The sequence below is a fragment of the Pseudomonas sp. LBUM1674 genome (assembly GCF_059695635.1).
This window is the reverse complement of sequence record NZ_CP166779.1, coordinates 2361481-2387485: the sequence shown is the minus strand read 5'-3', so window position 1 is coordinate 2387485 and position 26005 is coordinate 2361481. Positions and strand designations below refer to the sequence as shown.

The window sequence follows — 26005 nt, the reverse complement described above, 5'->3', positions numbered from 1 at the left end:
CCCGCTTCAAAGTTGAACAATTAAAAGTACAGATCGATCACGCATAGGCCTTGATCGACGGCGCCATTTGCGAGGCGTTGTAATTGAGGATGCGCCCGTCGGCCTCGACGCCGTAACGGCCGTTGAGGGACTCGAGCGGCAAGCCGTAGAGGTGGAAATGCAGGGTCGGTTGTTCGCCGTCGACCCGAATGCCATGCAGGTCTTCACCGAGGAACGAGATCGACGTGCCGGGCTGCACGATCACCTCGTGTTCCAGGTGCAAGGTGGTGAAGCCAGGCTCCCGGCCTTCGTCATCACGACGGTAGACGTAGTTGATTTCCTGGCCTTCGACGGCGCTGATGATCGCCCAGGTTTCGTGGTTGTGGGGGATGGTGTTTTTGCCCGGCAACAGCGAGTTCAGGTACAGCGTGGGGGTGTCGCCATCATCGTTGAGACGGTAGCGGAATGCGGTGCTGCCTTGCCCCGGTACCGGTGCCGGAAATTGCTCGAAATTGAACAGATCGCGGCGCTCGGCCAGGGTTTCAAGCAAGGAAACAATTTCCACCAGGGCAGCGCGGTCGACGCCCCGTTGATGGATGACGCGGATTTTCTTCAGGAAATCCTCGATGACAGCGGCACGGTTAACAGTACTCATGGACAGGCTCCTCGGTCTCAGACGGACAGGCTGTAGCGACTCAGATTGGTCAACAGATACGGATCATTGGCGGTGTGCGGCCGGCGTCCCGGATCACCCAGGGCGTGACGCAGAAACTCCCGGGTCCGCTCACTGACAGGGTGCTGGAAGATTTGCGCGGCACTGCCGTGCTCGACGATCACGCCGTTCTCGGTGAAATAGACAATGTCGCTGATCTCTTCGGCGAAGCGCATCTCGTGGGTGACCAGCACGCAGGTCATGCCCTCTTCGGTCAACTCGCGAATCACCGTCAGCACCTCGCCGACGGTTTCCGGGTCGAGGGCCGAGGTCACTTCATCGAACAGAATCAGTTCCGGACGCATGGCCAGGGCGCGGGCAATCGCCACCCGTTGTTGCTGACCGCCAGAAAGTTGCCCCGGCCAGGCATCGGCCTTGTGTTCCATGCGCACCTTGGCCAACAAGGCGCGGGCGTCTTTCTCGGCGTCGATGCGGTTGCGCCCCAGCACCTTGCGCGGGGCAATCACCAGGTTTTCCAGCACCGACAAATGCGGGAACAGGTTGTATTGCTGGAACACAAACCTCACGCGCTTGCGCAACTCGATGCGCTGGGCTTCCCGGGCCAGGGTGTGGACCTCGGTACCGCCGACGCGAATGCTGCCGCGTTGAGGCTGCAACAGGCCGGTGATGCAGCGCAGGATGGTCGACTTGCCGGAGCCGGACGGGCCGATGATCGACACGGCCTGGCCGCGGTGCACGTCGAGGTCGATGCCCTTGAGCACCGGGTTGGTGCCGAACGACAGGTGCAGGTCGCGCAGGCTGACGAGGGGCTCGGCGACGGTTTCAGTAGAAGGCATAACGTCGCTCCAGGTGTTGGGTGAGTCGGGAAATCGGGTAGCAGTAAGCAAAGAACAGCACCAGCAGGCTCAGGTAAATCACCACGGTAAAGCCGGTCAGGTTCACGGTGTTGCTGGCGATTTGCGCGGTGTCGATCACGTCGTGCACGCCCACCAGGGACGCCAGCGCAGTGCCCATGGTGATTACCGCGTAAAGGTTCATCCACGGCGGCAACATGCGTTTGAAGCACTGCGGCAGGATGATCGAACGGAAAATCTGCCCGCGGGTGAACGCCAGGGAACGTGCGGCTTCCCATTGGGTGCTGGGGATCGAGGCGATCGCGCCGCGGAAGATTTCCGCGACGTTGGCACTGGCCGGCAGGGCCAGGCCGATGGTGACCTTGACCCAGTCCGGGAACGAGACATAGGCGCTGCCGATGTGGATCTCGAACGGGAACACATAAGTGGTGAAATAGATCAGCACCAGCCAGGGCGCATTGCGAAAAATCTGCACCCAGATCCGCGCCGGCAAGCGCAGCAGGCCCAGGGGCGACAACGCCAAGGCACCCACCAACAGCCCCAGCAACGACCCCAGGCCGATGGCGACCAGACTGATCAGAATGTTCTGGCCAAAGCCCACGGCCAGTGCCGGAGACCATTGCAGCAAGGCTTTCAATACCGGGCTGTACGGGGCGAACCAGAGCAGCCCGAGCACGGCGCAGAGCAACAGCAACAGCTTGCCGACATGCCGCCGGGGCCAGGCCAGCGGTGCGCTGACGGACGATTCAATGGCCATAGCCGGGCATCCTCAGGCGCGCTTCAAGGTAGCGCCCCACACAATTGACGATAAAACTCAGCAGCCCGAAAAAGCTCAGGATCAAAATCATCAGCTCCAGCACGTTGTCGCTCTGGGTCCAGATCATGATCGCCGCGTAGGTGATATCGCCCACGGCAATGGCCGAGGCCACGGCGGTCATCTTCACCAGGTCAATCAGGTTGTTGATCAGCGACGGTAACGCGAAGCGCAAGGCCAGCGGCAATTGCACATTCCACAGCAACTGGCGGCTGCTGAACGCCAGCGAACTGGCCGCCTCCAGCGTCACCGTCGGCACCGCCTCGATACCGGCGCGCAAGGCTTCGGCATGGAACGCGCCCTTGTGCAGCGAGATCACGATCACCACCCAGGCGAACGGCGTCAGCGGGTTGGCCGCGCCGACGGCCTGGGTCAGCAGCATGTTCAGCACCAGGAAGGCGCAATACAGCTGCACCAGGGTGGGTGTGTTGCGGGTGACTTCGATGAACACCCGTGCGGGTTTCGCCAGCCAGGGTTTGCCCGAGGTCAGCATCGCCGCCAGGCCGACACCGGCCAGCAGGCTGCCGACGATGGTGAACAGGCACAGCAACATTGTGGTCAGCGCGCCCTGCTCCAGGGTTCCGCGTTGGTAGGCATCCAGCAAAAAGCCGTAGTTGAGGCCGAACCCGGCGCTCCAGTGGACGAAAAGCTCCAGCCACTGGCTCATGCCTGGCCCCGCAATTTCCCGCAGGCGCCCGCGATGCGACACCCGGCGCCTCCGACTTCTTCATAAGGCGTGGGCTCATAGGCGAGGCACAGGGCCTTGGCGGAAAAATAACGGTTCATGGGCGACTACCTTGAACGACCGTCGTACACAACGACGGTCATTTGAAAACGATGGGGGGTGGAGAACCGGGCTCAGGCGCCGTTGGCCTGGAACTGCTTCTGCAGTTCCACCAGGGCTGGCGACGCGGGGGTGATGTGGTTGCGGGTCTGGGCTTCGATCAACCAACCGCTGCGATGCAGTTCCTTGATGATCGGGTCGAGTCTGGCCTGGGTATCGCTTTCACCACGGCGGGTCCAGATCACCGACGGGGCCGGGTTGAGTTCCGGGCTGAGCGCGCGATAGCCCTGCCATTCGGCGGTGTCGGCGAGCAACGGGTTGATCAGCGTGGCGTCATGCACCGCCGCGACGCAGTTGTTGCCACGCAGCGCCAGCAAGGATTCCGACGAACTCTTGAAGGCCTTGATCTCGACGCCCAGCTCGGTGAGCGGCTTGACGTAGCTGCTGCCCTGGGAGATGCAGACCGGTTGATGTTTCAGGTCTTCCCAACGGGCGATCTTGCTGTCTTTCAACACCGCAGCGGTACCGCCGACACGGTAGAACGGGGTCGGCACAAAGCCGAGGATCTCGCCGCGTTCGGCGGTCCATTCCATGTTGGCGATCAGCAAATCGACTTTGCCCTGCTGCAGGAATTGCACGCGGTTGGCGGGCAGCACCGGCACCAGTTGCACCTCGGCACCCAGTTGCCGTCCCAGCTCCTGGGCGAGGTCGACGTTCAGACCCCGGGGTTTCTGGGTGGTCGGATCGATCCCGCCGAACGGGCCGCCGGACAGCAACACACCGACCACCAGCACATGGCGCTGCTGGATTTTGTCCAGGGTGGCATCGGCCTGGGCGCTGGTCATGCCGACCATCGAGATCAAGGCCCCCAGCATCACAGGCAACAATTTTTTAACAGGCGAGCGCTCGAGCAACATGGTTTTCCCCCTCATGGAATGATCGGCGTACCCCGACCTGATGTGTGGGCATCCTAGGTACAGCGCCGAAGTAACGGAAATTCAAATATCTAATATCGTTATAACTTCCAGTGTCAAAATTGACAGGAGAGCCGCCTACGACCCGTATTCACGGGTGCCCACAGATAAACTGCTGAATGATGTCGAAAAATACATAAAGATCTGTGATATTTAGGTTTGCAGCCTTGATATAAAAACAACGCCGGGAATGGCCCATGTCGACTTCAGCTACCCTCGATCTCGAATTACTGCGCACCTTCATCGCCGTGGTGGATCACCACAGTTTTGCCGAAGCCGGCGCGCAACTGGCCCGCACGCAATCGTCGGTCACCCAGCACATGCAACGCCTGGAACAGCTGGTCGGGGTCAGCCTGTTCGAAAAATGCGGGCGACAAAAACAACTCACCGAAGCGGGCCTGCAGTTGCTGCGTCATGCGCGGCAGATGCTCTCGCTCAACGACGACGCCCTGAATTCCCTGCGCGAAAGCAGCTTGAGCGGCGTGCTGCGCATCGGCTCGCCCCATGACATCGCCGACACCATCCTGCCGCCGATCCTCAGCCACATCGCCCGCTCGGCACCGCGCCTGCGCCTGGAAATCGACGTCGGCCGCAGCCCGTTCCTGATGGACGACCTGCACCGGGGCAAGGTCGACATGGTGATCTCCACCCGCGAAGATCCCAGCCTGGAAGGCTTTGCCTTGCGCACCTCACCGGTGTGGTGGATCTGCTCGGCGCAGTACATTCACAACCCCGGCGAACCCTTGCCGCTGATCCTGGTGGATGAGCCGAGCATCTATCGCCGCTACGCCCTCGAGGCCCTGGAGCGCGCCAATATTCCCTGGCGCCAGGCGTATCTGGCGTCGAACCTGATCGGCATTAAAGCGGCGACGCGGGCAGGTCTGGGCGTCACCCCCCGAAGTATGGAAATGCTCGGCCCGGACATGCGCGTGCTCGGCGAAAACGATGGTTTGCCGCGACTGCCGGACGTGACCTATCACCTGTGGATCAGGCCCAACACCGTCAATCCGCTGGTGCGTCGGGCCTATGAGTTGATCAGGAGCAGTAGGGGTCTCTGATGCAACGCTCATAAGAACCAAAAAGAATTAATAAATACAAAATAAGTATTTATCGTTATAAAAATATCCGCGTACGCTCAGTCCATTCCCGTCATTCATTACCACAGTGAAGTGCCCCATGAATCCGACTGACAACCTCATCGACTTCGCCAGCTACCGCAAACGCAAACAGGCTCAGCAACGGGCACGGGCCATGTGGGAGATGTACGCACGCAACGCAGGCTTACAGGCCTTTCAGTGGGTGCAAGCGGCCAAGGCGACCGAGACGCGTCACGCGTGAACGTGCAGCAACCTTCGCGCTTTCTGGCGAGCGCCGACGAGCCGGTACTGGATTTGAATAACCTGGGACCCCTGGAAGAAGACCCGATCTGCGAGCGGGTCGCGCAGAACCTGCAACGCCTGCGGGGCAAGCGGCATCTGTCCCTCGACGCCCTCGCCCGCCAGTGCGGTGTGAGCCGGGCAATGCTGGCGCAGATCGAGTCCGGACGCAGCGTGCCGTCGATCAAGGTGCTGTGCAAAATCGCCAAGGGCTTGAAGGTATCGGTCGCGGCGTTTCTCGAGCACCGGGCCTTTGAAGGAGTGGCCGTGTTGTCGGCCAGCCAGAGCAAACGCCTGGTCAGTGCCAATGGCGCCTTTGTCAGCCGCGCCCTGTTCCCTTTCGATGTGGCACGCCAATCGGAGTTTTACGAACTGCGCCTGAGTCCTTTGGGAGAGGACCAATCCGAGGGGCATGGCCCGGGCGTTCAGGAAAACCTGGTGGTGGCTCAGGGCGTGCTGGAGATCAGCGTTAACGATGAGCGATATCTGCTGTCCACGGGGGACTCGATCCTGTTCTATGCCGACCAGCCCCACCGTTATCGCAACCCTGCCGACAGTGAAGCGGTGGCGTACCTGGTGGTGACCTACCCCGAACGCCTGGACTGAAGCGCAGGCATGAAAAAACCCGGCCGGGATAACCCCTGCCGGGTTTTTTCGTGTGGGATGCACGACTTGAAAACACTATCCATCCAATGTGGGAGCGGCGGTTCGGCGATCCGACATAGGGATCAGCAGGTGCAGCACATCAGCGGCATGCCGTTGCAGCTCATCATCATCGGCATGCTGCAGTCGTTCATCATTTTCATCATCAGGGCGCAGCAGTTTTTCATCATGTCCATGTTCATGCCGGCCATCGGCATGATTTTGCACATCATGCAGTCGTCCATCAGGGTGCATTCCATCACGCACTTCATCGATGGCATCGGCATGCCCATCATCGGCATCGGCATCATCATGTTCGCCATCGGCATGGTCATGCTCGCCTGGGACATGCACATCATGCTCATGTTGCCGCAATGCATCATCATCGGCATGCCGCAGTTCATCATCATCTGCATCATTTCGGCGCTGTTCTTGAACATGGCCATGTCCATGCCTGCGGCCGGCATCATCTTGCACATCATGCCGTCGTCCATCATGTCGCAGGTCATGGTCGCCATCATCATTGGCATGCCCATCATCGGCATCATCGGCATGTTGGCGTTCATCGGCATTTGCATCTGCATGGCGTTCATCATGGTGTTGTTCCCTGAAGGATGGAGAGTTGGACAAAGCTGATGGAGCGGATTCTAAGCAATGGTCCAAGCGCAACAAGATGACGATCGAACAGCTGGAATGAATGCTGAAGCGACCTTAGCGCAGTGAATGGAACGCAAATGTCTGCTGCCACGATCATTCAGCTTTTATGACAGACACGCTGAAAACAGCAGCAGGCATTCCTTGGTTATGGATATGCAATCTGCATCTATATAAATAACCGAAAGAAATAATCGTTCTAAACAGGGCCGGGTATTTTCAGCCAACGGCCCTGGCAGGGTCTACTTCGCGGAAGTTGATGGGCTCAATGCCAACGACTCGGCCGAAAACACCTGATAATCCGTCAGCTTTTGCACATCGACCCGATGGGGAAAGATCTTCTTCTCCGCGAACAAATCATCGACCTGCTGCAACGCCTGAACATCCCGCGGCTCGACCGGCAACAACGATTCGTCACCCCAGCTGCGCAGTCGCTGCGAGACGTCCAGTGGAATGTCGTTGACCTTGGCGAAGACCCGGGCGTACTCCTCCGGATTCTGCTGCGCCCACTCGAACGCCTTGGCGAAACGCTGCAGCACGTCACCCAGTGCCTTGCGTTTTAGCGGATCGGTCAGGACTTCGTCCGAGGCGGTGATGAAGGTCAACCCGGTGTTGATGCCCTCGCCGCTGATCAGCACCCGCGCGCCCTGCTGCTCGGCAAACGCCTGGTAGATACCGAAAGTGGCCCAGGCTTCGATCTTGCCGGCGTTGAACGCGGACAAGGCGTCGGTCGGCAGGACGAAGCCGACCTTGACGTCCTGCTCATCGACCCCGGCATTGGCCAGGGCGCGAATCAACAGGTATTGGGAAATGCTGCCGCGGGCCGAAGACACCACGACATTGCGGCCTTTCAAATCGGCAACGGTGCGGATATCCGAATCGGCTGGAACCAGGATCGCAATTCCACGTGACTGACTGCGGCGTACCGCGACGATGCGCAATGGCGTGCCCCCGGTCGCGGCGGCGAGCACCGGGGTGTCACCGGCCGGCCCCAGGTCGACGGCACCGGCGCGCAAGGCCTCGAACAACGGCGCGGCACCCTGGAAGTTCGCCCACTCGACCTTGTAGTCGATGCCCTCCAGCGCATTCGCCGCCTCGACCACCGTGCGCAGGCCCTTGGCTTGATCGCCGAGCACCAGCGTCACGCTGGAGAGGTCTGACTGGGCGGCGGATGGGGATTTGGACTCAACGGCGTCACCGCAGCCGCCGAGCAATAGCGCGACGCCAGACAACAACAGCATCGCAGATTTCCAGACGCGAATCGGCATGACAGAACATCCCTGTATCAATGGATTGCAAGCGCTATCAGCCATGGGCGAAACGCCGGACAGTAGCCTTTGTGGCCTGACGTTCGGTAACCGCTGCGGTTTCCACTTCAACCCCCAGCAAACCCAGCAACCGTGCACGGATGGCCTGGAACCCCTCCTGTCCGGTGTCTCTCGCCCGGGGCAGATCGATCGACAATTGTTCTGCGATCTTGCCGTTGGCCAGCACGATGACCCTGTCGGCCAGCAGGATCGCTTCGTCCACGTCATGGGTCACCAGCAGCACGGCCGGGTTGTGTTTGCGCCATAACTCGATGATCAGCCGATGCATGCGAATCTGCGTCAGCGCATCAAGTGCGGCGAACGGTTCATCGAGCAGCAGCAACTTGGGCTCGCGCACCAGGCCACGGGCCAGCGCCACCCGTTGCGCTTCGCCACCGGACAGGGTGGCCGGGTAGGCTTCGAGCCGATGGGCCAGCCCCACTTCCGTCAGGGCCTGCACCGCGCGAGCCTTGGCGTCGGGAATGTGCAGACCGAGAATCACGTTCTTCCAGGCCCGCTTCCAAGGCATCAATCGAGGCTCCTGAAACACCGCGGCCCGGGCCTTGGGCACCAGTAGCTGACCGCTGTCGATACTGTCCAGGCCGGCCAGGCTGCGCAGCAAGGTGGTCTTGCCCGAACCACTGGCCCCGAGCAACGCGACGAATTCGCCCGGTGCGATGTCCAGATCCAGGCCGTCGATGACCCGCTGCTGGCCGAACTGACGCACCACATTGCGCAGTTGCACCGGGGCCGAAGAATGCAGGTTTTTTGCCGCGTCGGAAAAATCGATGCTCGACATATCAGTTCCTCACAAAAGATGGGCGCCAGGCCAGGGCGATACGCTCCAGCGTGCGGATCAGTCCGTCGATCAACAGGCCGAGGACGCTGTAGATCAGCAGGCAGATAACGATGACGTCGGTGCGCATGAAGTCCCGCGCGTCACTGGCCAGGAAACCGATGCCGGCGGTGGTGTTGATCTGCTCGACAAACACCAGGGCCAGCCAGGAAATCCCCAGGGAATAACGCAAGCCGACAAAGAATGAAGGCAAGGAGCCCGGCAGGATCACATGCCAGATCAGCTCGCGACGATTCAGGCCCAGGGTGTTGGCGGCCTCGATCAATTTGGGGTCGATGTTGCGAATCCCGGCGAACAGGTTCAGGTACACCGGGAAGGTGGTACCGGTGACGATCAGCGCGATCTTGGTGAATTCGCCGATGCCGAACCAGAGGATGAACAGCGGCACCAGTGCCAGGGAAGGAATGGTGCGCAGCATCTGCATCGGCGAATCGAGGATCACCTCGCCGCGCTTGGACAGGCCAGTGATCAGCGCAGCGACGACACCGACGCTGACCCCGATGCTCAAGCCCAGCAGCGCGCGCTGCAGGGACACCAGCAAATGCTTGCCCAGTTCTCCAGACACGATCATCGCCCAGAGCGTGCCACCAATCTGCGACGGCGCCGCGATGACCCGTTGCGGGATAAGCCCCGCTTGCGAGGCCAGTTCCCACAACAGCAGCAGCGCGATCGGACTGAGTAGGCGCAGCAAGACTTCGGGGGTGCGCCAGTTGCGCACCCAGTTGGGGATCAACCGCGACGCGCCCTGCAGGTCACCTGTGCGGCGTGCAGCCTTATCGACGGAAAACGAGCTGGCGCTCTGGGTATCGAAGGTCTTTTCAGTCATCAGGCTTCCTTCCTATAAAGAACATGGCTGGAGGCGCCATGCGTCAGCTTTGGATTCATGCTATTCGCATAAAAAACCGCAGTGAAATTCTTTTTAGGAATAACCTAATATGATTATAAATCAGATAAAAAATAGGCCAGATAAATTATTTGCATAATTAATGCGCCCAGGCCCCATCCTTTCGGGGGTGTGGCGTTGACCGGGGTTAAAATGCGCATTGCTGATATCTAATATTTATCAAGATTCATAAATTTAATAATTAACTTAGAACAAAACGGCATTTCACAGGCCCGCCCTGCTGCGCCTACTTTCGTCACACCAGACCGACCCCCTGCCAGGTGGAGGCTTGAATCACGTCCAGACAACGACAAGGAACTCACCATGAGTATTGAATTCATCGGTTACATCGGCGGCCACCACTCTTCGGAAATCCACCCCCGCAGCGGCCCTGTCCTGCAACCCGAGTACGTAGAAAAAGTCTCCCGCGCCCATGACGAGGCCGGTTTCGATCGCGCATTGGTGGCCTTTCACTCCAACAGTCCGGACAGCACGCTGATTGCCTCCCATGCCGCCAGCGTGACGAAAAACCTGAAGTTCCTCATCGCCCATCGGCCGGGGTTCGCCGCACCGACCCTGGCCGCGCGACAGTTCGCCACCCTGGATGTGTTCAATGGCGGGCGTACCGCCGTGCACATCATCACCGGCGGCGATGATCGCGAACTGCGCGCCGACGGCAGTTATATCGGCAAGGACGAGCGCTATGCGCGCACCGATGAATACCTCGATGTGGTGCGCCAGGAATGGACCAGCGACAAGCCCTTCGACTATGAGGGCACGTATTATCAGGTCGAAGGCGCGCATTCGGCCGTGAAGTCGCCACAACAGCCGCACATTCCGCTGTATTTCGGCGGCTCGTCGACGGCGGCCATCGAGATCGCGGGCAAGCATGCGGATGTTTATGCGTTGTGGGGTGAAACCTATGACCAGGTACGTGAAGTGGTGAATCAGGTGCGCGCCGAGGCCGCTAAACATGGCCGCGAAGTTCGCTTCAGTTTGTCGTTGCGTCCGATTCTGGCGGACACCGAAGCGTTGGCCTGGGAGCGTGCCGAGCGCATCCTGCAACAGGCCACCGCCCTGGCCGAACAGAACGGCTTCGTTCGCCGCGAGCCACCGAATGAAGGTTCCCGACGCCTGCTGGCGGCAGCGGCCCAGGGTTCGCGCCTGGATAAACGCCTGTGGACCGGGATCGCTGGATTGCTCGGTGCGCAAGGCAACTCGACCTCACTGGTGGGCACTCCGGAACAAGTGGCCGAGGCCCTGCTCGACTATTACGACCTGGGCATCACCACCTTCCTGATCCGCGGCTTCGACCCGCTCGACGATGCCATCGACTACGGCAAACGCCTGATTCCCCTGACCCGCCAACTGGTGGCCGAGCGTGAACGGCAAGCAGCGGAAAAAGTCGCGTAAAGGCACCGAGTTTTAAATGTGGGAGCGGCGGTGCGGCGATCCGACTTGCCCGCGAAGGCGGCGGCACATTCAGCAGAGGTGTTGGCTGATAGACCGCTTTCGCAGGCAAGCCAGCTCCTACAGGGTAGGCTCAGTTCTTGTACTCGATATCCGTGCGCTCCAACTGCCGGATCAGCGCATTCCAGTGGCGTGCCACACCCGGCCCATCCCCGCTCTTGAACACCTCGGCCTGTTTCTCGACCTTGGCCACCACTTCCGCCGGTGGGAAGATCAATTCGGCATTGCCGCCAGCCTGCGCCGCGATCTGGATACTGCAGGCGCGCTCGAGTCCTTGCAGTTGCTGGAACGCATGCTCGACACTGATGCCCGCCGTCAACAACCCGTGATTGCGCAGGATCAACACGCTTTTATCCCCCAGGTCCGCCACCAGGCGTTCGCGCTCGTCGAGGTCCAGCGCCACGCCTTCGTAACCGTGGTAAGCCACGCGTCCGGAAAAACCGATGGCGTGCTGGGAGATCGGCAACAGGCCGTCACGCTGGGCGGACACCGCGATGCCGTCGCGGGTATGGGTATGCAGCACCGCTTGCAAGTCCGGACGCGCGCCGTGAATGGCACTGTGGATCACGTAGCCGGCGTAGTTGATGCCCAGCCCCGTCGGGTCGTCGACTATGGTGCCGTCGATGTCCACCTTGACCAGGTTGGAGGCGGTGATTTCGTCGAACAACAGTCCGAAGGCATTGATCAGGAAATGCTCGTCCGGCCCCGGCACCCGTGCAGAAAAATGGGTGTAGATGTGGTCGGTCCACTTGAACAGGGCCGCCAGCCGATAGGCCGCGGCCAGTTTGACACGCACTTCCCATTCTTCGGGGCTGACGCGCTGGCGAACATTTTTCGAGACGCTGGATAACGGACTGACGCTGCTCATGGCAAAACTTCCTGGATGGCCTTAAGGTCTCCAGCAAGCCTATGGGAAGCAAAAAAATAATAAAAAGCACATTTTAATCTAAGCTAATTATCATTTTTTTTTATTATATTTCGCTCCCCTTCTTCACGCCGCGCTCTTGATCTTTTGCAGCGATCCGGCGACCAGTTTGCCAAAGGCGTCGACCGGTCCCTGCAGGTTGCCGAGGAAATGTGGATAGATCAGCCACAGGTCCATCACCGGCTTGAAATCCTTGAGCGGCATGACCGCCAACTGATCGAAATGCGCGCTGCGCTCCAGTAACGGACGCGGCACCAGGCCAAGTCCCAGACCGTCAGCAACCAGACCCAATTGCAATTCGGTACCGAAGGTTTCCAGGTTGACCCGCAGGGCCAGGCCCTGGTCCGACAGGGTGCGTTGCAAGCCGGCACGGAAGCCGCAGCCATCGGGGTTGAGAATCCAGCCACTCTGGTAGACGTCAGCCAGTTTGCAGGGACGCTTGGGCACTTGCACCTTGGCGCACACCACCACCAGCTCCATCTTGCCGATCGACTCGCCGACAATGTTGTCCGGGAAAATCTTGCCCGCCGGGAACAGCGCCGCCGCCGCATCCAGCTCCCCGCGCTCGATCTTGCCGACCAGTTGACTGCCCCAGCCCGTGGCCACCTGCGCCCGCAAGTCGGGGTATTCGATGCGCAGATGCTTGAGTGCGTCGAGCAGCACCACATCACCGATAGTTTGCGGAACGCCCAGGCGCAACAACCCGGTGGGCGGTGCATCGGTGGCCACCAGTTCGCGCAATGCATCCATTTCCCGCAGGATCAAACGGCACTGTTCATACACCCGGGTCCCTATCAGGGTGGGCTTGAGTGGCTTGGTGTTGCGGTCGAACAGCTCCACGCCCAACGCCTGCTCAAAGTTCTGCACGCGCCGGGTGATGGCCGGCTGGGTCAGTTGCAACGACTCGGCGGCATGGCTGATGGACTGGCAACGAATCACTTCGACAAAGGCGTCGATATCATCAATTTTCATTTGGCCCGCACATAGAGAACAGTCGATAAGATGTCTGAAAAGCATAGTTCTATTGTTGGGATCTGGATAGTCCGCCGTATTCCTCAGCACCGTTCACTGCCGTCATAGGTCATGCAACCGGGTTATTAATTCCTTTCGGCTATAACCTAATCATTAAACAATCGCATATTGATCTAAAACATTATGCTTAAATCAAAAGGTCAACTTTCAGAACGAACAATGGAAATCGCCATGACCCAGGCCCGACACCCGGAGAGACTCAGAGCATTCATAGGCGCCCTGGCTGAATTGATCGACGGCAACCCTCGCGAGGGTGATCTGTTGCATCGCGGCGGTAAGCTGCTCGCGCAACTGGTCAGCCATGACGACTGGCTGCCCGACGATTTTGCCCAACCGGATCCAGAACGCTATCAACAGTTTTTGCTGCATGCCGATTCACGCCAGCGCTTCAGTATCGTCAGTTTTGTCTGGGGGCCGGGACAACGCACGCCCATCCATGATCATCGGGTCTGGGGCCTGATCGGCATGTTGCGCGGTTCGGAGTACTCGCAAGGGTTCGCCCGTAACCCTGACGGCAGCCTGGTGCCCGAGGGCCGGCGTATACAGCTGGTGCCAGGTCAGATCGAGGCGGTGTCGCCGAAGATCGGCGACATTCATCAAGTCAGCAACGCCTTCGACGATCAGGTCTCGATCAGCATCCATGTCTATGGCGCCAACATCGGTGCCGTGCGCCGCGCGGTGTACCAGCCCGACGGCAGCGAGAAATTGTTTATCTCCGGTTATTCCAACGCCTTTCTCCCCAATATCTGGGATTTGTCCAAAGAGAGCCAAGCCCTATGAGCACTGCACCTACCCGCTCCTACGCCGAGATCCGCCAGGCCCTGCTGAACCATGAAGAACTGGCGCTGGTGGATGTGCGCGAAGAAGCCCCCTTCGCTGAGGCACATCCACTGTTTGCGGCCAACATTCCATTGTCGAAACTTGAGCTTGAGGTGTATTCACGGATTCCCCGGCGCGATACCCAAGTGACCGTCTACGACAATGGTGAAGGCCTGGCGAACATCGCTGTCCAGCGTTTGCAGGACCTTGGCTATACCCGGGTCAGCCTGCTCGAAGGCGGCCTGGAAGGTTGGCGCATCAACGGCGGCGAGCTGTTCATCGACGTCAACGTGCCGAGCAAAGCCTTTGGCGAACTGGTGGAAAGCCAGCGCCACACTCCGTCCCTGGCGGCGGAAGAGGTGCAGGCGCTGCTCGACAGCGAGGCGGACGTGGTGGTGCTCGATGCCCGGCGTTTCGACGAATACCAGACCATGAGCATTCCCACCGGCATCAGCGTACCGGGGGCGGAACTGGTGCTGCGTGCCCGCGAGCTGGCGCCGGACCCGGCCACGCGTATCATCGTCAACTGCGCCGGGCGTACCCGCAGCATCATCGGGACCCAGTCGCTGATCAATGCCGGCATCGCCAACCCGGTGTCAGCCTTGCGCAACGGCACCATCGGCTGGACCCTGGCCGGTCAGACACTGCAGCATGGCCAGTCGCGGCGTTTCGCCCCGACCAGCGAAGAACACCGACAAATCGCCGCCAGCGATGCCCGCCGCGTTGCCGACAAGGCCCTGGTGGGCCGCGCGACCCTGGCGGACCTGCAACGCTGGCAGCAGGAGCCGGCACGCAGCACCTACCTGTTCGATGTGCGTACGCCGGAAGAATTCGAAGCCGGCCACCTGCCCGCCGCCCGCTCGACACCGGGCGGCCAACTGGTGCAGGAGACCGACCATTTCGCCAGTGTGCGCGGCGCGCGCCTGGTGCTGGCCGACGACGATGGCGTGCGCGCCAACATGTCGGCGTCCTGGCTCGCGCAACTGGGCTGGGAGGTGCACGTGCTGGATGACCTGCAGCCGGTGCACTTCAGCGAAAACGGTGCCTGGCAGGCCCCGGTCCCCACTCCACGGCAGGCCGAGGAAATCAGCCCCGAGACCCTGGCCGACTGGCTGAGCCATGGCGACACCGCCGTGCTGGATTTCACCAGCAGCGCCAACTACGTCAAACGCCATATCCCGGGTGCCTGGTGGGTGCTGCGCGGACAACTGCGCGAAGCCCTGGCGAAGGTGCCGACGGCGCAGCGCTACGTGCTGACCTGCGGCAGCAGCCAGCTGGCACGCCTGGCGGTCGCCGAGGTCGAGGCGCTGACCGGCAAGGCAGTGTTTTTGCTGGGTGGCGGCACCGCCAGCTGGATCGCCGCGCAACAACCACTGGAGGAAGGCGAGATTCACCTGGCGTCCCCGCGCATCGATCGCTATCGCCGCCCTTACGAAGGCACCGATAACCCTCGCGAAGCCATGCAAGCCTACCTGGACTGGGAGTTCGGGCTGGTGGACCAGCTTGCTCGCGATGGTACCCATGGCTTTTTCGTGATCTAGCAATCCGCGCCCCTGTGCCTTGACAGGTACAGGGGCTGCTTCACTAAACATCCGACCCCTCTCCAGGCGGAGGCTGAACCCACAATCGAGAGGATTTACATCATGTCCGCTGTCTTGCACCACGCCCCTTCACAGGCCACCAAAACACTGCAGATCACTCGCCTGGAACCCACCATCGGCGCGGAAATCGCCGGCATCGATCTGCGCCAGCCGCTGACCCCGGCGCTGCGCGACGAACTGCGCGGCTTGCTGCTCGAACACAAGGTGATCTTCTTCCGCGACCAGGCCATCAGCACCGAACAGCAGATTGCCTTCGCTCGCGAATTCGGTGAGCTCTATGTTCATCCCACCACCCGGCAGAACGACCCGACACAACCGCAAGCGCACCTGATCCAGGCCCAGGACGAACGCAAACTCTACGGCCCGAGGATCAGCGGCCGTTGGCACACCGATACCAGCTGGCTGTTGCAGCCCACCCTCGGCGCCGTGTTGCGCGCGGTCGACTTGCCCCCGGTGGGCGGCGATACCCTGTGGGCCGACACGGCTGCGGTCTATCGCGCCTTGCCCGACGAGCTGCGCGAAGAAATCGATGACTTGCAGGTGGTCCACGACTTCAAGTCGTCACTGGACAAGGTCGGCTATGACTACCCGATCCTGGCCCATCCGCTGGTGCGCACCCATCCGGAAACCGGCGAGGACGGCCTGTTCATCAACTTCTCGCAAAACCCTTCGGTGATCGGCTGGACGCCAGAGAAGAGCAAGCAACTGATCAATCGCCTGCTGCTGGAATTCAACAAGCCCGAACACCAGGTGCGCTTCAAGTGGCGGGAAAACTCGGTGGCGTTCTGGGACAACCGTTCGACCCTGCACTACCCGGTCTACAACTACGGCGACTACCCGCGCCGCATGGAACGGGTGCTGATCGCTTATGACGACATTCCTCATCGGACAAGACGCGCCAACGCGGCCTGATCCCCCTCAAAAACATGTCCATCGATTAAGGATGGCAAACCTGGCCCCCCCCTGCTATTCGCGAACCCTCGCGAAGGGGTTCGCCTGTGCGTGCAATCTTTCAGGAAGTCGCGTCATGAGCTCATTCAGCAGCCGCAAGAAACTCGATTATTACGCCGCCGCAACCCTCAGTCTGCTGGCCGCGAGCATCCAGGCCCATGCCGACAACAGCGCCTCGGACAAAACCCTGAGCACGGTGGTGGTGACCGGTAACCGCGGCAGCCAGCCACGCACCATCACCGACAGTCCTTCGCCGATCGATGTGATCAGCGCCGAACAATTGCAGGCCAGCGGCAAGGTCGGCCTCAAGGAATTGCTCGCGCGCCTGCTGCCCTCCTTCAACCTGCCGGCGATCAATGGCGGCGGCACCTCCTGGTCGGTGCGCGGGGTGACCATGCGCGGCCTGTCCGGGGATCAGGTGCTGGTGCTGGTCAACGGCAAACGGCGGCACAACACGGCGTTGATCAACAACCTGGCCCGGATCGGCACGGCGGCGGTGCCGGTCAACCTCGACCTGATTCCCGTCTCGGCGATCGATCACATCGAGGTGCTGCGCGACGGCGCCTCCGCGCAATATGGTTCGGATGCCATCGCCGGGGTGATCAACATCATTCTCAAGGAAAACGACAGCGGCGGCAGCGCCGAGACCTCATTCGGGCGCTACGGCAGTGGTGACGGCGACACCGTGCACCAGACGATCAACTATGGCCTGGCACTGCCCAACGACGGCTTCGCCAACCTGGCGCTGGACAGCAAGGCACAGGAACCCTTCGACCGCTCCGGCAGCGCCACCGGCAACCTTTACTCGTCGCCTGGTTTCCCCGACAGCCGCGACCAGACCGTCAATCGCCATGGCTGGAACCCCAGTTACGGGCTGGGCCGGGAAAAGGTCACCAACGCCAGCTACAACCTGGAATTGCCGATCGAGGATCACCTGACGTTCTATTCCTTTTCTACCGCCAGCTACATGGAAACCACCAAGATCACGGGCAACTATCGGCCCAACGATATCTACTCTTTGGCCGGCGACCCGAACACCCCCTACCCTGATGGCGTCCACGCCCAGCGGCGCAATCGCACCATCGACTTTCAGGTTGCGGGTGGCTTCAAGGGCGAGGTCGGCGGGTGGAACTATGACGCCAGTTCAACCTGGGGCGAGGACGACTCGACGCTCAACGCCAGCAATACCCTCAACCCATCCTGGGGACCGACCAGCCCCACCTCGTTCCATCTGGCCTCGCAGATTTTCGATCAGTGGACCAACAACCTCGACTTCAATCGCGGATTCGACATCGGCCTGAAGAACCCGCTGCAAACCGCCTTCGGCTTCGAATACCGCTGGGAGAAATACCAGATCGAGCCCGGCGACTATGCGTCCTACACCCCCGGCAACTATGTCATCCCCAGCGGCCCCTTTGCCGGTCGGACACCATTGCCCGGCCTCGCCTCCTACAACGGCACCAGCCCCGCCGATGCCGGGGAGATCAGTCGCAGCAACGTCGCCAGCTATGTCGATCTGGGCCTGGACGTAACGGACAAATGGTACGTGGGCGTGGCGGCGCGCTACGAGCGCTACACCCAGGCCATCGGCAGCACCTGGAGCGGCAAGTTCTCCACCCGCTACCAGTTCACCGACGCCTTCGCCCTGCGCGGCACGATCAATAACGGCTTTCGCGCCCCGTCCCTGGCGCAGACCATTTATGCCTCATCGACCTTCACCTCCGGCGGCGTGGTCAACGGCCAGCAGGTCTCGGTGCCGGTCAAGGTATTGCCGGTGGACACCACCGAAGCCCAGGCCCTGGGCGCGGAAAAACTCAAGCCGGAAAAGTCCTTGAACTACAGCTTCGGCTTCACCTACGAGCCTGCGCTAAACTATCGCCTGACCACCGACCTCTATCAAATCGGGATCCGCGACCGCATCGTCTCTACCAGCCTGCTCGGTGGCCCGGCGGTTTCGCAAATCCTCGTCGCCAACGGCCTGTCCCCCGGCCTGTTTGCCCAGTACTACACCAACGCCGTCGACACCCGCACCCGTGGCATCGACATCATCAACGAGTATCGCCAGCAACTGGACACGTACGGCCAGATCCGCTGGAGCGCGGCCTATAACTGGAACCAGACCAAGATCGAAAAACTCCAGGACAACCCGCCACAACTCAGCAGCCTGGGTTCCAGCTACCAGCTGTTCGACCGGCGCCTGCAAAAGGACCTGACCGTCGCCACGCCGCAATCGAAACTGATCCTGGCGGCGAACTGGAAAGTCACCGACTACAACCTGAACCTGGCCGTCACCCGTTTCGGCAGTTACATCGAGGGCGACAACAACCCGGTGAACGACCGCAAGTTCAGCGCCAAGTGGATTACCGACCTGGACGTGGCCTACGACCTGAGCAAACACCTGACGGTGGCGCTGGGGGCCAACAACCTGTTCAACGTGTACCCGGACAAGAACGGCATCCAGGATTGGGCCGGTGGCTACAAATACGGCCAGTTCTCGCCGTTCGGGTTTGGTGGGGCCTATTACTACACGCGGCTGGCTTACAACTTCTGACGGTATTGAATAAAGGGGAAAAGTCCTGCCAGTGAAGGGCGATCATACGCCGCAGACCTGTGGGCGCGAGCCTCTCGCGAAGTAGACACCACGGTTTTTCAGGCAGTACGCGTCATCGTTCTTCGCGAGCAGGCTCGCTCCCACAGGTCTGGCGCTTAAGCTGAGGATCTTTGGCGTCGCATTAAATGCATTAATTTAATAATTATAAACCACATAATCAGCTAACTTAATAATTAGCATATAACTATAAAGAATTTCACAGCGACTTTTTATAGGGATAACGTCAACTCCAGACCGACCCCTTCTCCAGGCGGAGGTAACACGAAACGCAACCACCCGCCTGGAGTTTCCCATGTCACTAAAACCCCTGCTGTTAAGCCTCTTTTGCACCCTGGGCTTCGCTGCATCGAGCCAGGCCAGCGACCTTCAACCATTGCTGGTGGCCAATCAGAAGTCCTCGATCAAGGTGCTGCTGGAAGTGTCCGGTGAGCTGAAGAACGTGCCCTACGACATCCAGTTCTCCGAGTTCCCGGCCGCCGCCCCGTTGGGCGAAGCGTTGAATGCCGGCGCGGTGGACATCGGCGCCCTGGGCGACGCGCCCTACGTATTCGCCCTCGGCGCCGGTGCGCCGATCAAGGTCGTCAGCATCGTGCATGCCGAAGGCCGCTACACCACCGCGATCCTCGCGCCCAAGGATTCGCCGCTGAACAATCCAGTCGACCTCAAGGGCAAGAAGATCGTCACCACCCGCGGCTCCATTGGCCACTTCCTGGCGATCAAAGCCTTGCGCAGCGTCGGCCTGAGCACCCACGACGTGCAGTTCATCTACCTGCTGCCGAGCGAGTCGCGAATCCTCCTGGACAACGGCAGCGCCGATGCCTGGTCGACCTGGGACCCCTACACCACCATTTCCACCACCCAGAATCAGGCCAAGGTGTTGGCCAGTGGCGCAACCCTGCTGACCAACCATTTGTACCTGGCCGCCACCAGCCAGGCCATCGCCGGCAAACGCCAGCAACTCGAAGACTTCGTCGCCCGGGTCGATCGTGCCTACCGCTGGACCAACGCCCATCCCGAGGAATACGCCGCCGCCCAGGCGCGCGTGACCGGCTTGCCGCTGGCGGTGCATGTCGCCGTGGCCAAAGGCACCCACATGGAACCCGTGGAGATTGACGACAAGGTCATCAGCGGCCTGCAAACCACCGCGGACATCTATCAGGAAGAAGGCATTCTCACAAAACACATCGACGTCTCCCAAGGCTTCGACAAGAGCTTCAACGCCAAGCGTGCGCAACTTAACCAGGCATCGCGCTAACAATGCGACTGATTCAGGAGTAGAACCATGAGCAAACAACGCCAACTGAAACTCGGTGCGATGGTCCATGGCGTCGGCCATGGCTGGGGCGAATGGCGCCATCCACAGGCCCTGGCCAACGCCAGCGTGAACTTCGATTTCTATAAGCAGCAGACGCAGCTGGCGGAAGCGGCGAAGTTCGACTTCGTGTTCATCGCCGACAGCTTGCACATCCATGAAAAATCCAGCCCGCACTACCTCAACCGCTTCGAGCCGCTGACCATTCTCTCGGCCCTGGCCGCTACCACGCACCACATCGGCCTGGTGGCGACTGTCACGGTCAGCTACACCGAACCCTTCCAGGTCGCGCGCCAGTTTGCCTCGCTGGACCACATCAGCGGCGGTCGCGCCGGGTGGAACGTGGTGACGTCCTGGCTCAGCGGCACCGCCGATAACTTCGGCAAGGCCGAGCACCCGCCCCATGCCGTGCGCTACCGCATCGCCAAGGAGCACGTCGCCGTGGTCAAGGGCCTGTGGGATTCCTGGGAAGACGATGCCTTCGCCTACGACAAGCAGAGCGGCGAGTTTTTCACTCCTGGCAAGCTGCACGCCCTGGAGCACAGGGGTGAATTCTTCTCGGTGAAAGGACCGCTGAACATCGCTCGCTCCCGGCAAGGTCAACCGGTGATATTCCAGGCCGGCACCTCCGAGGCGGGACGCAGTTTCGCCGCCGAAAACTCCGATGCAATTTTCGTCAGCCCCGAGTCCTTCGACGAAGCCCGCGCCTACTACCAGGACCTGAAACAACGGGCCAGCGGCTTCGGCCGGGAGGCGCAGAAGCTGTCGATCCTGCCGGGCATCCGCCCGATCGTCGGGCGTGATGAAGCGGAAGTTGAAAGCCGCTACCAGCAAGCGGTGGAACTGGTGACCATCGAGGATGCCATCGTCGCTCTCGGTCGGCCGTTCAATGACCATGACTTCAGCCAATACCCGCTGGATGCGCCATTCCCCGAGCTGGGCGACCTGGGTTCCAACAGCCAGAAAGGCGGATCGGACCGGATCAAGCAGTTTGCGCGGGATGAAGGCCTGACCTTGCGCGAAGTCGCCCTGCGCTTCTCCCGACCACGGCGCGATTTCGTCGGCACGCCCGAACAGGTGGCCGATGCCCTGCAGACCTGGTTTGAACAAGGCGCTGCGGACGGTTTCATCATCAACTCGCTGTTGCCGGATGGCCTGCAATATTTCACTGAACTGGTGGTGCCGGTGCTGCAACAGCGCGGTCTGTTTCGCGACGAATACAGCGGCAGCACCCTGCGCGATAACCTCGGTCTCGAGGTACCGGCCAACCGTCATTCCATCACTCAGGTTGAAGAGAACAGCGAGGCACTGGCATGAGCGAATCCCTCAACCGCCTGTTGGCGAACCTGCATGCCGAACGTGTGGCGACCTGGGAGCCGGCGGCCCTGCAAGTCAATATCGATCAACGCCAGCGCCTGGTGGATGAAGCCAGGGTCGAGGACTTCGTCAAGGCCGGCGACTCGCTTGAGCCCTTCACCCTGTTGAAGGTCGAAGGCGGCAGTCTGAGCCGCGACGAGTTGCTCGCCAACGGTCCGGCGGTGCTGATTTTCTTCCGCTTCGCCGGCTGCCCGGCCTGCAACATCGCCATCCCCTATTACCAACGCCGGCTCTATCCGCAACTGCACGCACTGGGCGTGCCGCTGGTGGCGGTCAGCCCGCAGGTGCCGGAAAAACTGGTGGAGATCAAGACCCGCCATAACCTTGAACTGCAAGTGGCCAGTGACCCGGACAACAGCCTCGGCCGGCGCCTGGGCATTCTCTACAGCTTCGATGAAGCCTCCCGCAAAGCGGCATTGGCCAAGGGCAATGGCATCGGTGAAACCACCGGCACCGGCACCGGCACCTGGGAATTGCCGCAGCCTACTGTGGTCGTCATCGCCAAGGACGGCACGGTGGCCTTCGCCGAAGTCAGCCCCGACTGGCTGGTGCGCACCGAAGCCGATCCGGTATTGCGCGCGGTCGAACAACTGCTGGGGCAATCCCCCCTGCAACTCGCCATCTGACAAGAGCCTGACCATGACGAAAAAGATCACACAGGGACAGTTCAATCGTCGCGGTTTCCTGACGGCCAGCTCTATCGCCCTTGGCGCATTGGGGCTGTCTTCCCTGGGACTGGCGCCGCGTGCATTCGCCCAGGCCAACAAGCTCTCGGACCTGACCCTGGGCGTCGCCACTTACCGGGGTCAGGACTCGTATTTCACGGAAGACGCCGGCACCGCCAACACGCCCTACAAAGTCGATTACTCCGAGTTCGCCGGCGGCAACCTGATCGTCGAAGCCTTGGCCTCGGGCAGCCTGGACGTTGGCGGCATGAGCGAGATTCCACCGATCTTCTCGATCCAGAGCCATCGCCAACCGCGGCTGATCGCGGTGTTGCAAGGCGATGTGAACAACCAGGTGTTCCTCATCCCCAAGGACTCGACCCTGGAATCGGTGGCGCAACTGCGCGGCAAGCGGGTCGGCTACGTGCGCTCCACCACTTCGCACTATTTCCTGATCAAGGCGCTGAAGGAACAAGGCCTGACCCTGAAGGACATCACCCCGGTGGCGCTCACGCCCCAGGATGGTTTCAGTGCTTTCCAGAGTGGCCAGCTCGATGCCTGGGTGATCTATGGCGTGTTTATCCAGCTGGCGAAATTCCGCAGCGGCGCCCGGGTGCTGAAAACCGCCCTGGGTTACCTCTCGGGCAACTACCTGATCGCCGCGCGCCCCGCGGCACTGGAAGATCCGCTGCGCAAGCAGGCGATCCAGGACTACCTGCAGCGCCAGGCACGCACGCTGGAATGGATCAACAACAATCCCGAGCCCTGGGCCGCGAAATCGGCGCAATTGCTGGGGGTCGACAAAGCGGTGTTTCTCGACATGTACAACAGCCGTAGCCAGCCGTCGAGAATCATTGCCGTGAACGATCAGGCCATTGATTCGCAGCAGGAGGTTGCGGATCTGTTCTTCGATGCGGGTGTGTTGAGCGAACGGCTCGACGTCAGCCCGTTGTGGGACAAAAACTTCCCGTTGCTGCCGTTATGAGCACTGTGGCCATACACCGAACCCTGTAATGAGGAGGCTTGCCCTGACACCTGTAGGAGCTGCCGAAGGCTGCGATCTTTTGATCTCGATCTTCAAAATCAAAAGATCGCAGCCTTCGGCAGCTCCTACAGGGGGCTGTGTCGTACATGAACAGATACCGGCTCTCACGCTTTTTTGATCGAGTGAATCCACCATGAGTCTTTCTTCCCAACATTCCCCACCACTGCGATCCGTCGAAGTGGCGCAATTCGAAACCCTGCTCGAAAACATCGGCGCACAACTGGCCGCCACGGCCCACCTGTATGACGAGAGCGGCGCCTTTCCCCACGACAACTTCAAGCTGTTGCACGAACACGGCCTGGTCGCGTTGACCGTACCCAAGGCCCTGGGCGGTGGCGGCGCGAACCTGGCACAAGCACGCAAGGCCATCAGTGCCATCGCCAAGGGCGAGCCCTCCACGGCCTTGATTCTGGTGATGCAATACCTGCAGCACTCACGACTGCAAGACAGTCGAAGCTGGCCTGACGCGCTGCGCCAGCAGGTTGCCCGGGACGCCGTCGAGCGTGGCGCGTTGATCAACGCCTTGCGCGTCGAACCCGACCTCGGCACCCCGGCCCGTGGCGGCCTGCCGGCGACCATCGCCCGGCGTACCGCGGCGGGCTGGCGCATCAGCGGGCGGAAAATCTACTCCACCGGCAGCCATGGCCTGAGCTGGTTCAGCGTCTGGGCGCGCAGCAACGATGAAGACCCGCTGGTCGGCGCCTGGCTGGTGCACAAGGACACACCGGGCATCAGCATCATCGAGGATTGGGACCATCTGGGCATGCGCGCCACCTGCAGCCATGAGGTGGTGTTCGACAATGTGCTGGTGCCCCTGGATCACGCGGTCAGCGTCAGCCGCTGGAGCGCGCCGCAACCCGAGCTCGATGGCGATGGTTTTCTGTGGATGTCGGTGTTGCTGTCCTCGGTCTACGACGGGGTCGCCCAGGCGGCGCGCGACTGGTTGGTGGGCTGGCTGGAAAGCCGCGCGCCGTCGAACCTCGGCGCGGCGTTGTCAACCCTGCCGCGCTTTCAGGAAACCGTCGGCCACATCGACACCCTGCTGTTCGCCAACCGCAGCCTGCTCGACTCCGCCGCCGAGGGCCACACCCCGGCCAGTCACGCGGCGCAACTGAAATACCTGGTCACCGGCAACGCCATCCGCGCCGTCGAGCTGGCCATCGAGGCCTCCGGCAACCCGGGCCTGTCACGCACCAATCCGCTGCAACGGCATTATCGCGACGTGCTCTGCAGCCGGGTTCACACCCCGCAAAACGACGCCGTCCTGCAAGGCGTCGGCAAAGCGGTCTTCGCCCAGCGCCAGCCAAAGGAACGCCCATGAGCCAGCTCGTCATCGCCAGCCAACTGGATGAAGATTTCAACGAAGTGATCCGCCAGCGCCTCGCGCAAACCCACCCTGGTGCCCGCGTCATCGGCGTGCCGGCCGGAGTGCCCAGCGACCTGCCGGCCGAGGTTGGCATCCTGCTGGCGCGGCCGATCAACGTGCGCGGTTATCAAGCGCCGGACACGCCGCCACCGGGTTGGCCCTATGGCTTGAAGTGGATTCAGGTGGTGTCTTCGGGCATCGACTTCTACCCGAAATGGCTGTTCAACGGCCCACCGGTGAGCACCTCCCGCGGCAGCGCCGCCGAGAACATCGCCGAGTTCGCCCTGGCTGCGATTTTCGCGGCGGCCAAGCGCCTGCCAGATATTTGGGTGCACGACTCGCAATGGAATTTCACCGCACTGACGCCGCTCAAGGGCACCACCTTGGGGATTCTCGGTTTCGGCGCCATTGGTCGCAGCCTGGCAACCAAGGCCCATGCCCTGGGCATCAAGGTGCTGGCGTTGCGTCAGAGCCAGACGCCGTTCGAGGTAGAAGGCGTGGAAGCCGCGCGGGATATCCATGACCTGTTTGCCCGCGCCGATCACCTGGTGCTGGCCGCGCCCTTGACCGCTTCGACCCGACACATCGTCGACAGCGCCGTGCTGGCCAGCGCCAAGCCCGGCCTGCACCTGATCAACATCGCCCGGGGTGGCCTGCTCGACCACGGGGCGTTGTTGGAGGCACTGGAAACGGGCAGCGTCGGCCTGGCTTCACTGGACGTCACCGAACCCGAGCCCCTGCCGGACGGACACCCGCTCTACGCCCACCCTCGGGTGCGCCTGTCGCCCCATACCTCGGCGATTTCCAGCAACAGTCGTCACGAGATTGCCGACAGTTTCCTGGCCAATCTCGAGCGCTACCTCAATGGCCTGGCGCTGGAGAATCAGGCGGACGTACAGCGCGGGTATTGATCCCGAGTCATTCCCATCCACCGTCATCGCGGGCAAGTCGAATCGTCGCACCGCCGCTCCCACAGGTTATGCACATTACCTGTGGGAGCGGGCTTGCCCGCGATTGCGTCATGTCAGCCAAAAA

26 protein-coding genes are annotated in these 26005 nt (G+C 61.2%); 14 read left to right on the top strand and 12 right to left on the bottom strand.

Translation table 11 applies throughout. From position 1 onward, the window contains the following. Nucleotides 1-37: 37 nt before the first annotated feature. The 6 genes from ACA067_RS11165 to ACA067_RS11140 form a co-directional block, all read right to left on the bottom strand. Nucleotides 38-634: a cysteine dioxygenase family protein gene (locus ACA067_RS11165; RefSeq protein WP_497461800.1), complete on the bottom strand. Its 597-nt coding sequence runs from the start codon at nucleotides 632-634 to the stop codon at nucleotides 38-40. A 17-nt stretch (nucleotides 635-651) separates the two neighbouring features. Beyond that, nucleotides 652-1488, bottom strand: a complete 837-nt coding sequence (locus ACA067_RS11160; RefSeq protein ID WP_497461799.1) for an amino acid ABC transporter ATP-binding protein — start codon at nucleotides 1486-1488, stop codon at nucleotides 652-654. Further along, nucleotides 1475-2263: an amino acid ABC transporter permease gene (locus ACA067_RS11155; protein WP_497461798.1), complete on the bottom strand. Its 789-nt coding sequence runs from the start codon at nucleotides 2261-2263 to the stop codon at nucleotides 1475-1477. The genes ACA067_RS11160 and ACA067_RS11155 overlap by 14 nt, the downstream gene beginning before the upstream one ends. Beyond that, nucleotides 2253-2987, bottom strand: coding sequence for an amino acid ABC transporter permease (locus tag ACA067_RS11150; protein WP_497461797.1), 735 nt, complete (start codon nucleotides 2985-2987; stop codon nucleotides 2253-2255). The genes ACA067_RS11155 and ACA067_RS11150 overlap by 11 nt, the downstream gene beginning before the upstream one ends. Then, nucleotides 2984-3106 (bottom strand): hypothetical protein, encoded by a 123-nt coding sequence (locus tag ACA067_RS11145; RefSeq protein WP_497461796.1) that lies wholly within the window; start codon nucleotides 3104-3106, stop codon nucleotides 2984-2986. The genes ACA067_RS11150 and ACA067_RS11145 overlap by 4 nt, the downstream gene beginning before the upstream one ends. Before the next feature lie 72 nt (nucleotides 3107-3178). Continuing rightward, nucleotides 3179-4021 (bottom strand): transporter substrate-binding domain-containing protein, encoded by an 843-nt coding sequence (locus ACA067_RS11140; RefSeq protein ID WP_497461795.1) that lies wholly within the window; start codon nucleotides 4019-4021, stop codon nucleotides 3179-3181. A 254-nt stretch (nucleotides 4022-4275) separates the two neighbouring features. On the opposite strand from ACA067_RS11140, the gene ACA067_RS11135 reads away from it, so the two are divergent. The 3 genes from ACA067_RS11135 to ACA067_RS11125 all read left to right on the top strand — a co-directional run bounded on the left by ACA067_RS11135 (nucleotide 4276) and on the right by ACA067_RS11125 (nucleotide 6060). Next, entirely contained in the window at nucleotides 4276-5136 is an 861-nt protein-coding gene (locus ACA067_RS11135; protein WP_497461794.1) for a LysR substrate-binding domain-containing protein, read from the top strand. A 118-nt stretch (nucleotides 5137-5254) separates the two neighbouring features. Further along, nucleotides 5255-5416: a hypothetical protein gene (locus ACA067_RS11130; protein ID WP_008156931.1), complete on the top strand. Its 162-nt coding sequence runs from the start codon at nucleotides 5255-5257 to the stop codon at nucleotides 5414-5416. A gap of 53 nt (nucleotides 5417-5469) precedes the next feature. Further along, nucleotides 5470-6060, top strand: coding sequence for a helix-turn-helix domain-containing protein (locus tag ACA067_RS11125; protein ID WP_497462762.1), 591 nt, complete (start codon nucleotides 5470-5472; stop codon nucleotides 6058-6060). Nucleotides 6061-6182: 122 nt separating this feature from the next. On the opposite strand, the gene ACA067_RS11120 is transcribed toward ACA067_RS11125, so the two are convergent. From ACA067_RS11120 to ACA067_RS11105, 4 genes are all read right to left on the bottom strand, one after another. Next, nucleotides 6183-6692 carry a hypothetical protein gene (locus ACA067_RS11120; protein WP_497461793.1) on the bottom strand — a complete coding sequence of 170 codons (510 nt, stop codon included), beginning with the start codon at nucleotides 6690-6692 and terminating at the stop codon, nucleotides 6183-6185. Nucleotides 6693-6992: 300 nt separating this feature from the next. After that, a complete protein-coding gene (locus tag ACA067_RS11115; RefSeq protein ID WP_497461792.1) occupies nucleotides 6993-8018 on the bottom strand; it encodes an ABC transporter substrate-binding protein in 1026 nt (341 codons plus the stop codon). Nucleotides 8019-8055: 37 nt separating this feature from the next. Then, entirely contained in the window at nucleotides 8056-8856 is an 801-nt protein-coding gene (locus ACA067_RS11110) for an ABC transporter ATP-binding protein (RefSeq protein WP_497461791.1), read from the bottom strand. A 1-nt stretch (nucleotide 8857) separates the two neighbouring features. After that, nucleotides 8858-9739 carry an ABC transporter permease gene (locus ACA067_RS11105; protein ID WP_497461790.1) on the bottom strand — a complete coding sequence of 294 codons (882 nt, stop codon included), beginning with the start codon at nucleotides 9737-9739 and terminating at the stop codon, nucleotides 8858-8860. 381 nt (nucleotides 9740-10120) lie between these two features. Between ACA067_RS11105 and ACA067_RS11100 the strand changes: the two genes are divergently transcribed. Then, nucleotides 10121-11209: an LLM class flavin-dependent oxidoreductase gene (locus ACA067_RS11100; RefSeq protein WP_497461789.1), complete on the top strand. Its 1089-nt coding sequence runs from the start codon at nucleotides 10121-10123 to the stop codon at nucleotides 11207-11209. Between the two features lie 130 nt (nucleotides 11210-11339). On the opposite strand, the gene ACA067_RS11095 is transcribed toward ACA067_RS11100, so the two are convergent. Both ACA067_RS11095 and ACA067_RS11090 read right to left on the bottom strand, forming a co-directional pair. Beyond that, nucleotides 11340-12134 carry a class II aldolase/adducin family protein gene (locus ACA067_RS11095; protein ID WP_497461788.1) on the bottom strand — a complete coding sequence of 265 codons (795 nt, stop codon included), beginning with the start codon at nucleotides 12132-12134 and terminating at the stop codon, nucleotides 11340-11342. A gap of 123 nt (nucleotides 12135-12257) precedes the next feature. Continuing rightward, nucleotides 12258-13163, bottom strand: a complete 906-nt coding sequence (locus ACA067_RS11090; protein WP_497461787.1) for a LysR family transcriptional regulator — start codon at nucleotides 13161-13163, stop codon at nucleotides 12258-12260. A 231-nt stretch (nucleotides 13164-13394) separates the two neighbouring features. Here ACA067_RS11090 and ACA067_RS11085 point away from each other — a divergent pair, with 231 nt between their 5' ends. From ACA067_RS11085 to ACA067_RS11040, 10 genes are all read left to right on the top strand, one after another. Continuing rightward, nucleotides 13395-14003, top strand: coding sequence for a cysteine dioxygenase family protein (locus ACA067_RS11085; protein ID WP_497461786.1), 609 nt, complete (start codon nucleotides 13395-13397; stop codon nucleotides 14001-14003). Next, the gene (locus ACA067_RS11080; protein ID WP_497461785.1) at nucleotides 14000-15583 is read left to right on the top strand and encodes a rhodanese homology domain-containing protein; all 1584 of its coding nucleotides are present in this window, start codon (nucleotides 14000-14002) and stop codon (nucleotides 15581-15583) included. Before ACA067_RS11085 ends, ACA067_RS11080 begins: the two co-directional genes overlap by 4 nt. A 102-nt stretch (nucleotides 15584-15685) precedes the next feature. Further along, the gene (locus ACA067_RS11075) at nucleotides 15686-16555 is read left to right on the top strand and encodes a TauD/TfdA dioxygenase family protein (RefSeq protein WP_497461784.1); all 870 of its coding nucleotides are present in this window, start codon (nucleotides 15686-15688) and stop codon (nucleotides 16553-16555) included. A gap of 115 nt (nucleotides 16556-16670) precedes the next feature. Next, nucleotides 16671-19145, top strand: a complete 2475-nt coding sequence (locus tag ACA067_RS11070; RefSeq protein WP_497461783.1) for a TonB-dependent receptor plug domain-containing protein — start codon at nucleotides 16671-16673, stop codon at nucleotides 19143-19145. 352 nt (nucleotides 19146-19497) lie between these two features. Further along, a complete protein-coding gene (locus ACA067_RS11065) occupies nucleotides 19498-20460 on the top strand; it encodes an ABC transporter substrate-binding protein (RefSeq protein WP_497461782.1) in 963 nt (320 codons plus the stop codon). Nucleotides 20461-20487: 27 nt separating this feature from the next. After that, complete coding sequence (locus ACA067_RS11060) at nucleotides 20488-21834, top strand: LLM class flavin-dependent oxidoreductase (protein ID WP_497461781.1); 1347 nt, start codon at nucleotides 20488-20490, stop codon at nucleotides 21832-21834. Continuing rightward, nucleotides 21831-22520, top strand: a complete 690-nt coding sequence (locus ACA067_RS11055; RefSeq protein WP_497461780.1) for a peroxiredoxin-like family protein — start codon at nucleotides 21831-21833, stop codon at nucleotides 22518-22520. The genes ACA067_RS11060 and ACA067_RS11055 overlap by 4 nt, the downstream gene beginning before the upstream one ends. Before the next feature lie 13 nt (nucleotides 22521-22533). After that, nucleotides 22534-23544 (top strand): ABC transporter substrate-binding protein, encoded by a 1011-nt coding sequence (locus tag ACA067_RS11050; protein WP_497461779.1) that lies wholly within the window; start codon nucleotides 22534-22536, stop codon nucleotides 23542-23544. 193 nt (nucleotides 23545-23737) lie between these two features. Beyond that, the gene (locus tag ACA067_RS11045; protein ID WP_497461778.1) at nucleotides 23738-24925 is read left to right on the top strand and encodes an acyl-CoA dehydrogenase family protein; all 1188 of its coding nucleotides are present in this window, start codon (nucleotides 23738-23740) and stop codon (nucleotides 24923-24925) included. Continuing rightward, nucleotides 24922-25881 carry a D-isomer specific 2-hydroxyacid dehydrogenase family protein gene (locus ACA067_RS11040; RefSeq protein ID WP_497461777.1) on the top strand — a complete coding sequence of 320 codons (960 nt, stop codon included), beginning with the start codon at nucleotides 24922-24924 and terminating at the stop codon, nucleotides 25879-25881. The genes ACA067_RS11045 and ACA067_RS11040 overlap by 4 nt, the downstream gene beginning before the upstream one ends. Nucleotides 25882-26005 lie beyond the last annotated feature (124 nt).

Excerpts from the sequence above, each read along its gene's own strand:
- ACA067_RS11160 (WP_497461799.1), bottom strand. The coding sequence starts at position 1,488 with ATGCCTTCTACTGAAACCGTCGCCGAGCCCCTCGTCAGCCTGCGCGAC.
- ACA067_RS11075 (WP_497461784.1), top strand. The coding sequence starts at position 15,686 with ATGTCCGCTGTCTTGCACCACGCCCCTTCACAGGCCACCAAAACACTG.
- ACA067_RS11145 (WP_497461796.1), bottom strand. The coding sequence starts at position 3,106 with ATGAACCGTTATTTTTCCGCCAAGGCCCTGTGCCTCGCCTATGAGCCC.
- ACA067_RS11115 (WP_497461792.1), bottom strand. The coding sequence starts at position 8,018 with ATGCCGATTCGCGTCTGGAAATCTGCGATGCTGTTGTTGTCTGGCGTC.
- ACA067_RS11120 (WP_497461793.1), bottom strand. The coding sequence starts at position 6,692 with ATGATGAACGCCATGCAGATGCAAATGCCGATGAACGCCAACATGCCG.
- ACA067_RS11130 (WP_008156931.1), top strand. The coding sequence starts at position 5,255 with ATGAATCCGACTGACAACCTCATCGACTTCGCCAGCTACCGCAAACGC.
- ACA067_RS11040 (WP_497461777.1), top strand. The coding sequence starts at position 24,922 with ATGAGCCAGCTCGTCATCGCCAGCCAACTGGATGAAGATTTCAACGAA.
- ACA067_RS11065 (WP_497461782.1), top strand. The coding sequence starts at position 19,498 with ATGTCACTAAAACCCCTGCTGTTAAGCCTCTTTTGCACCCTGGGCTTC.
- ACA067_RS11150 (WP_497461797.1), bottom strand. The coding sequence starts at position 2,987 with ATGAGCCAGTGGCTGGAGCTTTTCGTCCACTGGAGCGCCGGGTTCGGC.
- ACA067_RS11165 (WP_497461800.1), bottom strand. The coding sequence starts at position 634 with ATGAGTACTGTTAACCGTGCCGCTGTCATCGAGGATTTCCTGAAGAAA.
- ACA067_RS11055 (WP_497461780.1), top strand. The coding sequence starts at position 21,831 with ATGAGCGAATCCCTCAACCGCCTGTTGGCGAACCTGCATGCCGAACGT.
- ACA067_RS11135 (WP_497461794.1), top strand. The coding sequence starts at position 4,276 with ATGTCGACTTCAGCTACCCTCGATCTCGAATTACTGCGCACCTTCATC.
- ACA067_RS11140 (WP_497461795.1), bottom strand. The coding sequence starts at position 4,021 with ATGTTGCTCGAGCGCTCGCCTGTTAAAAAATTGTTGCCTGTGATGCTG.
- ACA067_RS11050 (WP_497461779.1), top strand. The coding sequence starts at position 22,534 with ATGACGAAAAAGATCACACAGGGACAGTTCAATCGTCGCGGTTTCCTG.
- ACA067_RS11100 (WP_497461789.1), top strand. The coding sequence starts at position 10,121 with ATGAGTATTGAATTCATCGGTTACATCGGCGGCCACCACTCTTCGGAA.
- ACA067_RS11110 (WP_497461791.1), bottom strand. The coding sequence starts at position 8,856 with ATGTCGAGCATCGATTTTTCCGACGCGGCAAAAAACCTGCATTCTTCG.
- ACA067_RS11070 (WP_497461783.1), top strand. The coding sequence starts at position 16,671 with ATGAGCTCATTCAGCAGCCGCAAGAAACTCGATTATTACGCCGCCGCA.
- ACA067_RS11085 (WP_497461786.1), top strand. The coding sequence starts at position 13,395 with ATGACCCAGGCCCGACACCCGGAGAGACTCAGAGCATTCATAGGCGCC.
- ACA067_RS11080 (WP_497461785.1), top strand. The coding sequence starts at position 14,000 with ATGAGCACTGCACCTACCCGCTCCTACGCCGAGATCCGCCAGGCCCTG.
- ACA067_RS11105 (WP_497461790.1), bottom strand. The coding sequence starts at position 9,739 with ATGACTGAAAAGACCTTCGATACCCAGAGCGCCAGCTCGTTTTCCGTC.
- ACA067_RS11090 (WP_497461787.1), bottom strand. The coding sequence starts at position 13,163 with ATGAAAATTGATGATATCGACGCCTTTGTCGAAGTGATTCGTTGCCAG.
- ACA067_RS11060 (WP_497461781.1), top strand. The coding sequence starts at position 20,488 with ATGAGCAAACAACGCCAACTGAAACTCGGTGCGATGGTCCATGGCGTC.
- ACA067_RS11155 (WP_497461798.1), bottom strand. The coding sequence starts at position 2,263 with ATGGCCATTGAATCGTCCGTCAGCGCACCGCTGGCCTGGCCCCGGCGG.
- ACA067_RS11045 (WP_497461778.1), top strand. The coding sequence starts at position 23,738 with ATGAGTCTTTCTTCCCAACATTCCCCACCACTGCGATCCGTCGAAGTG.
- ACA067_RS11095 (WP_497461788.1), bottom strand. The coding sequence starts at position 12,134 with ATGAGCAGCGTCAGTCCGTTATCCAGCGTCTCGAAAAATGTTCGCCAG.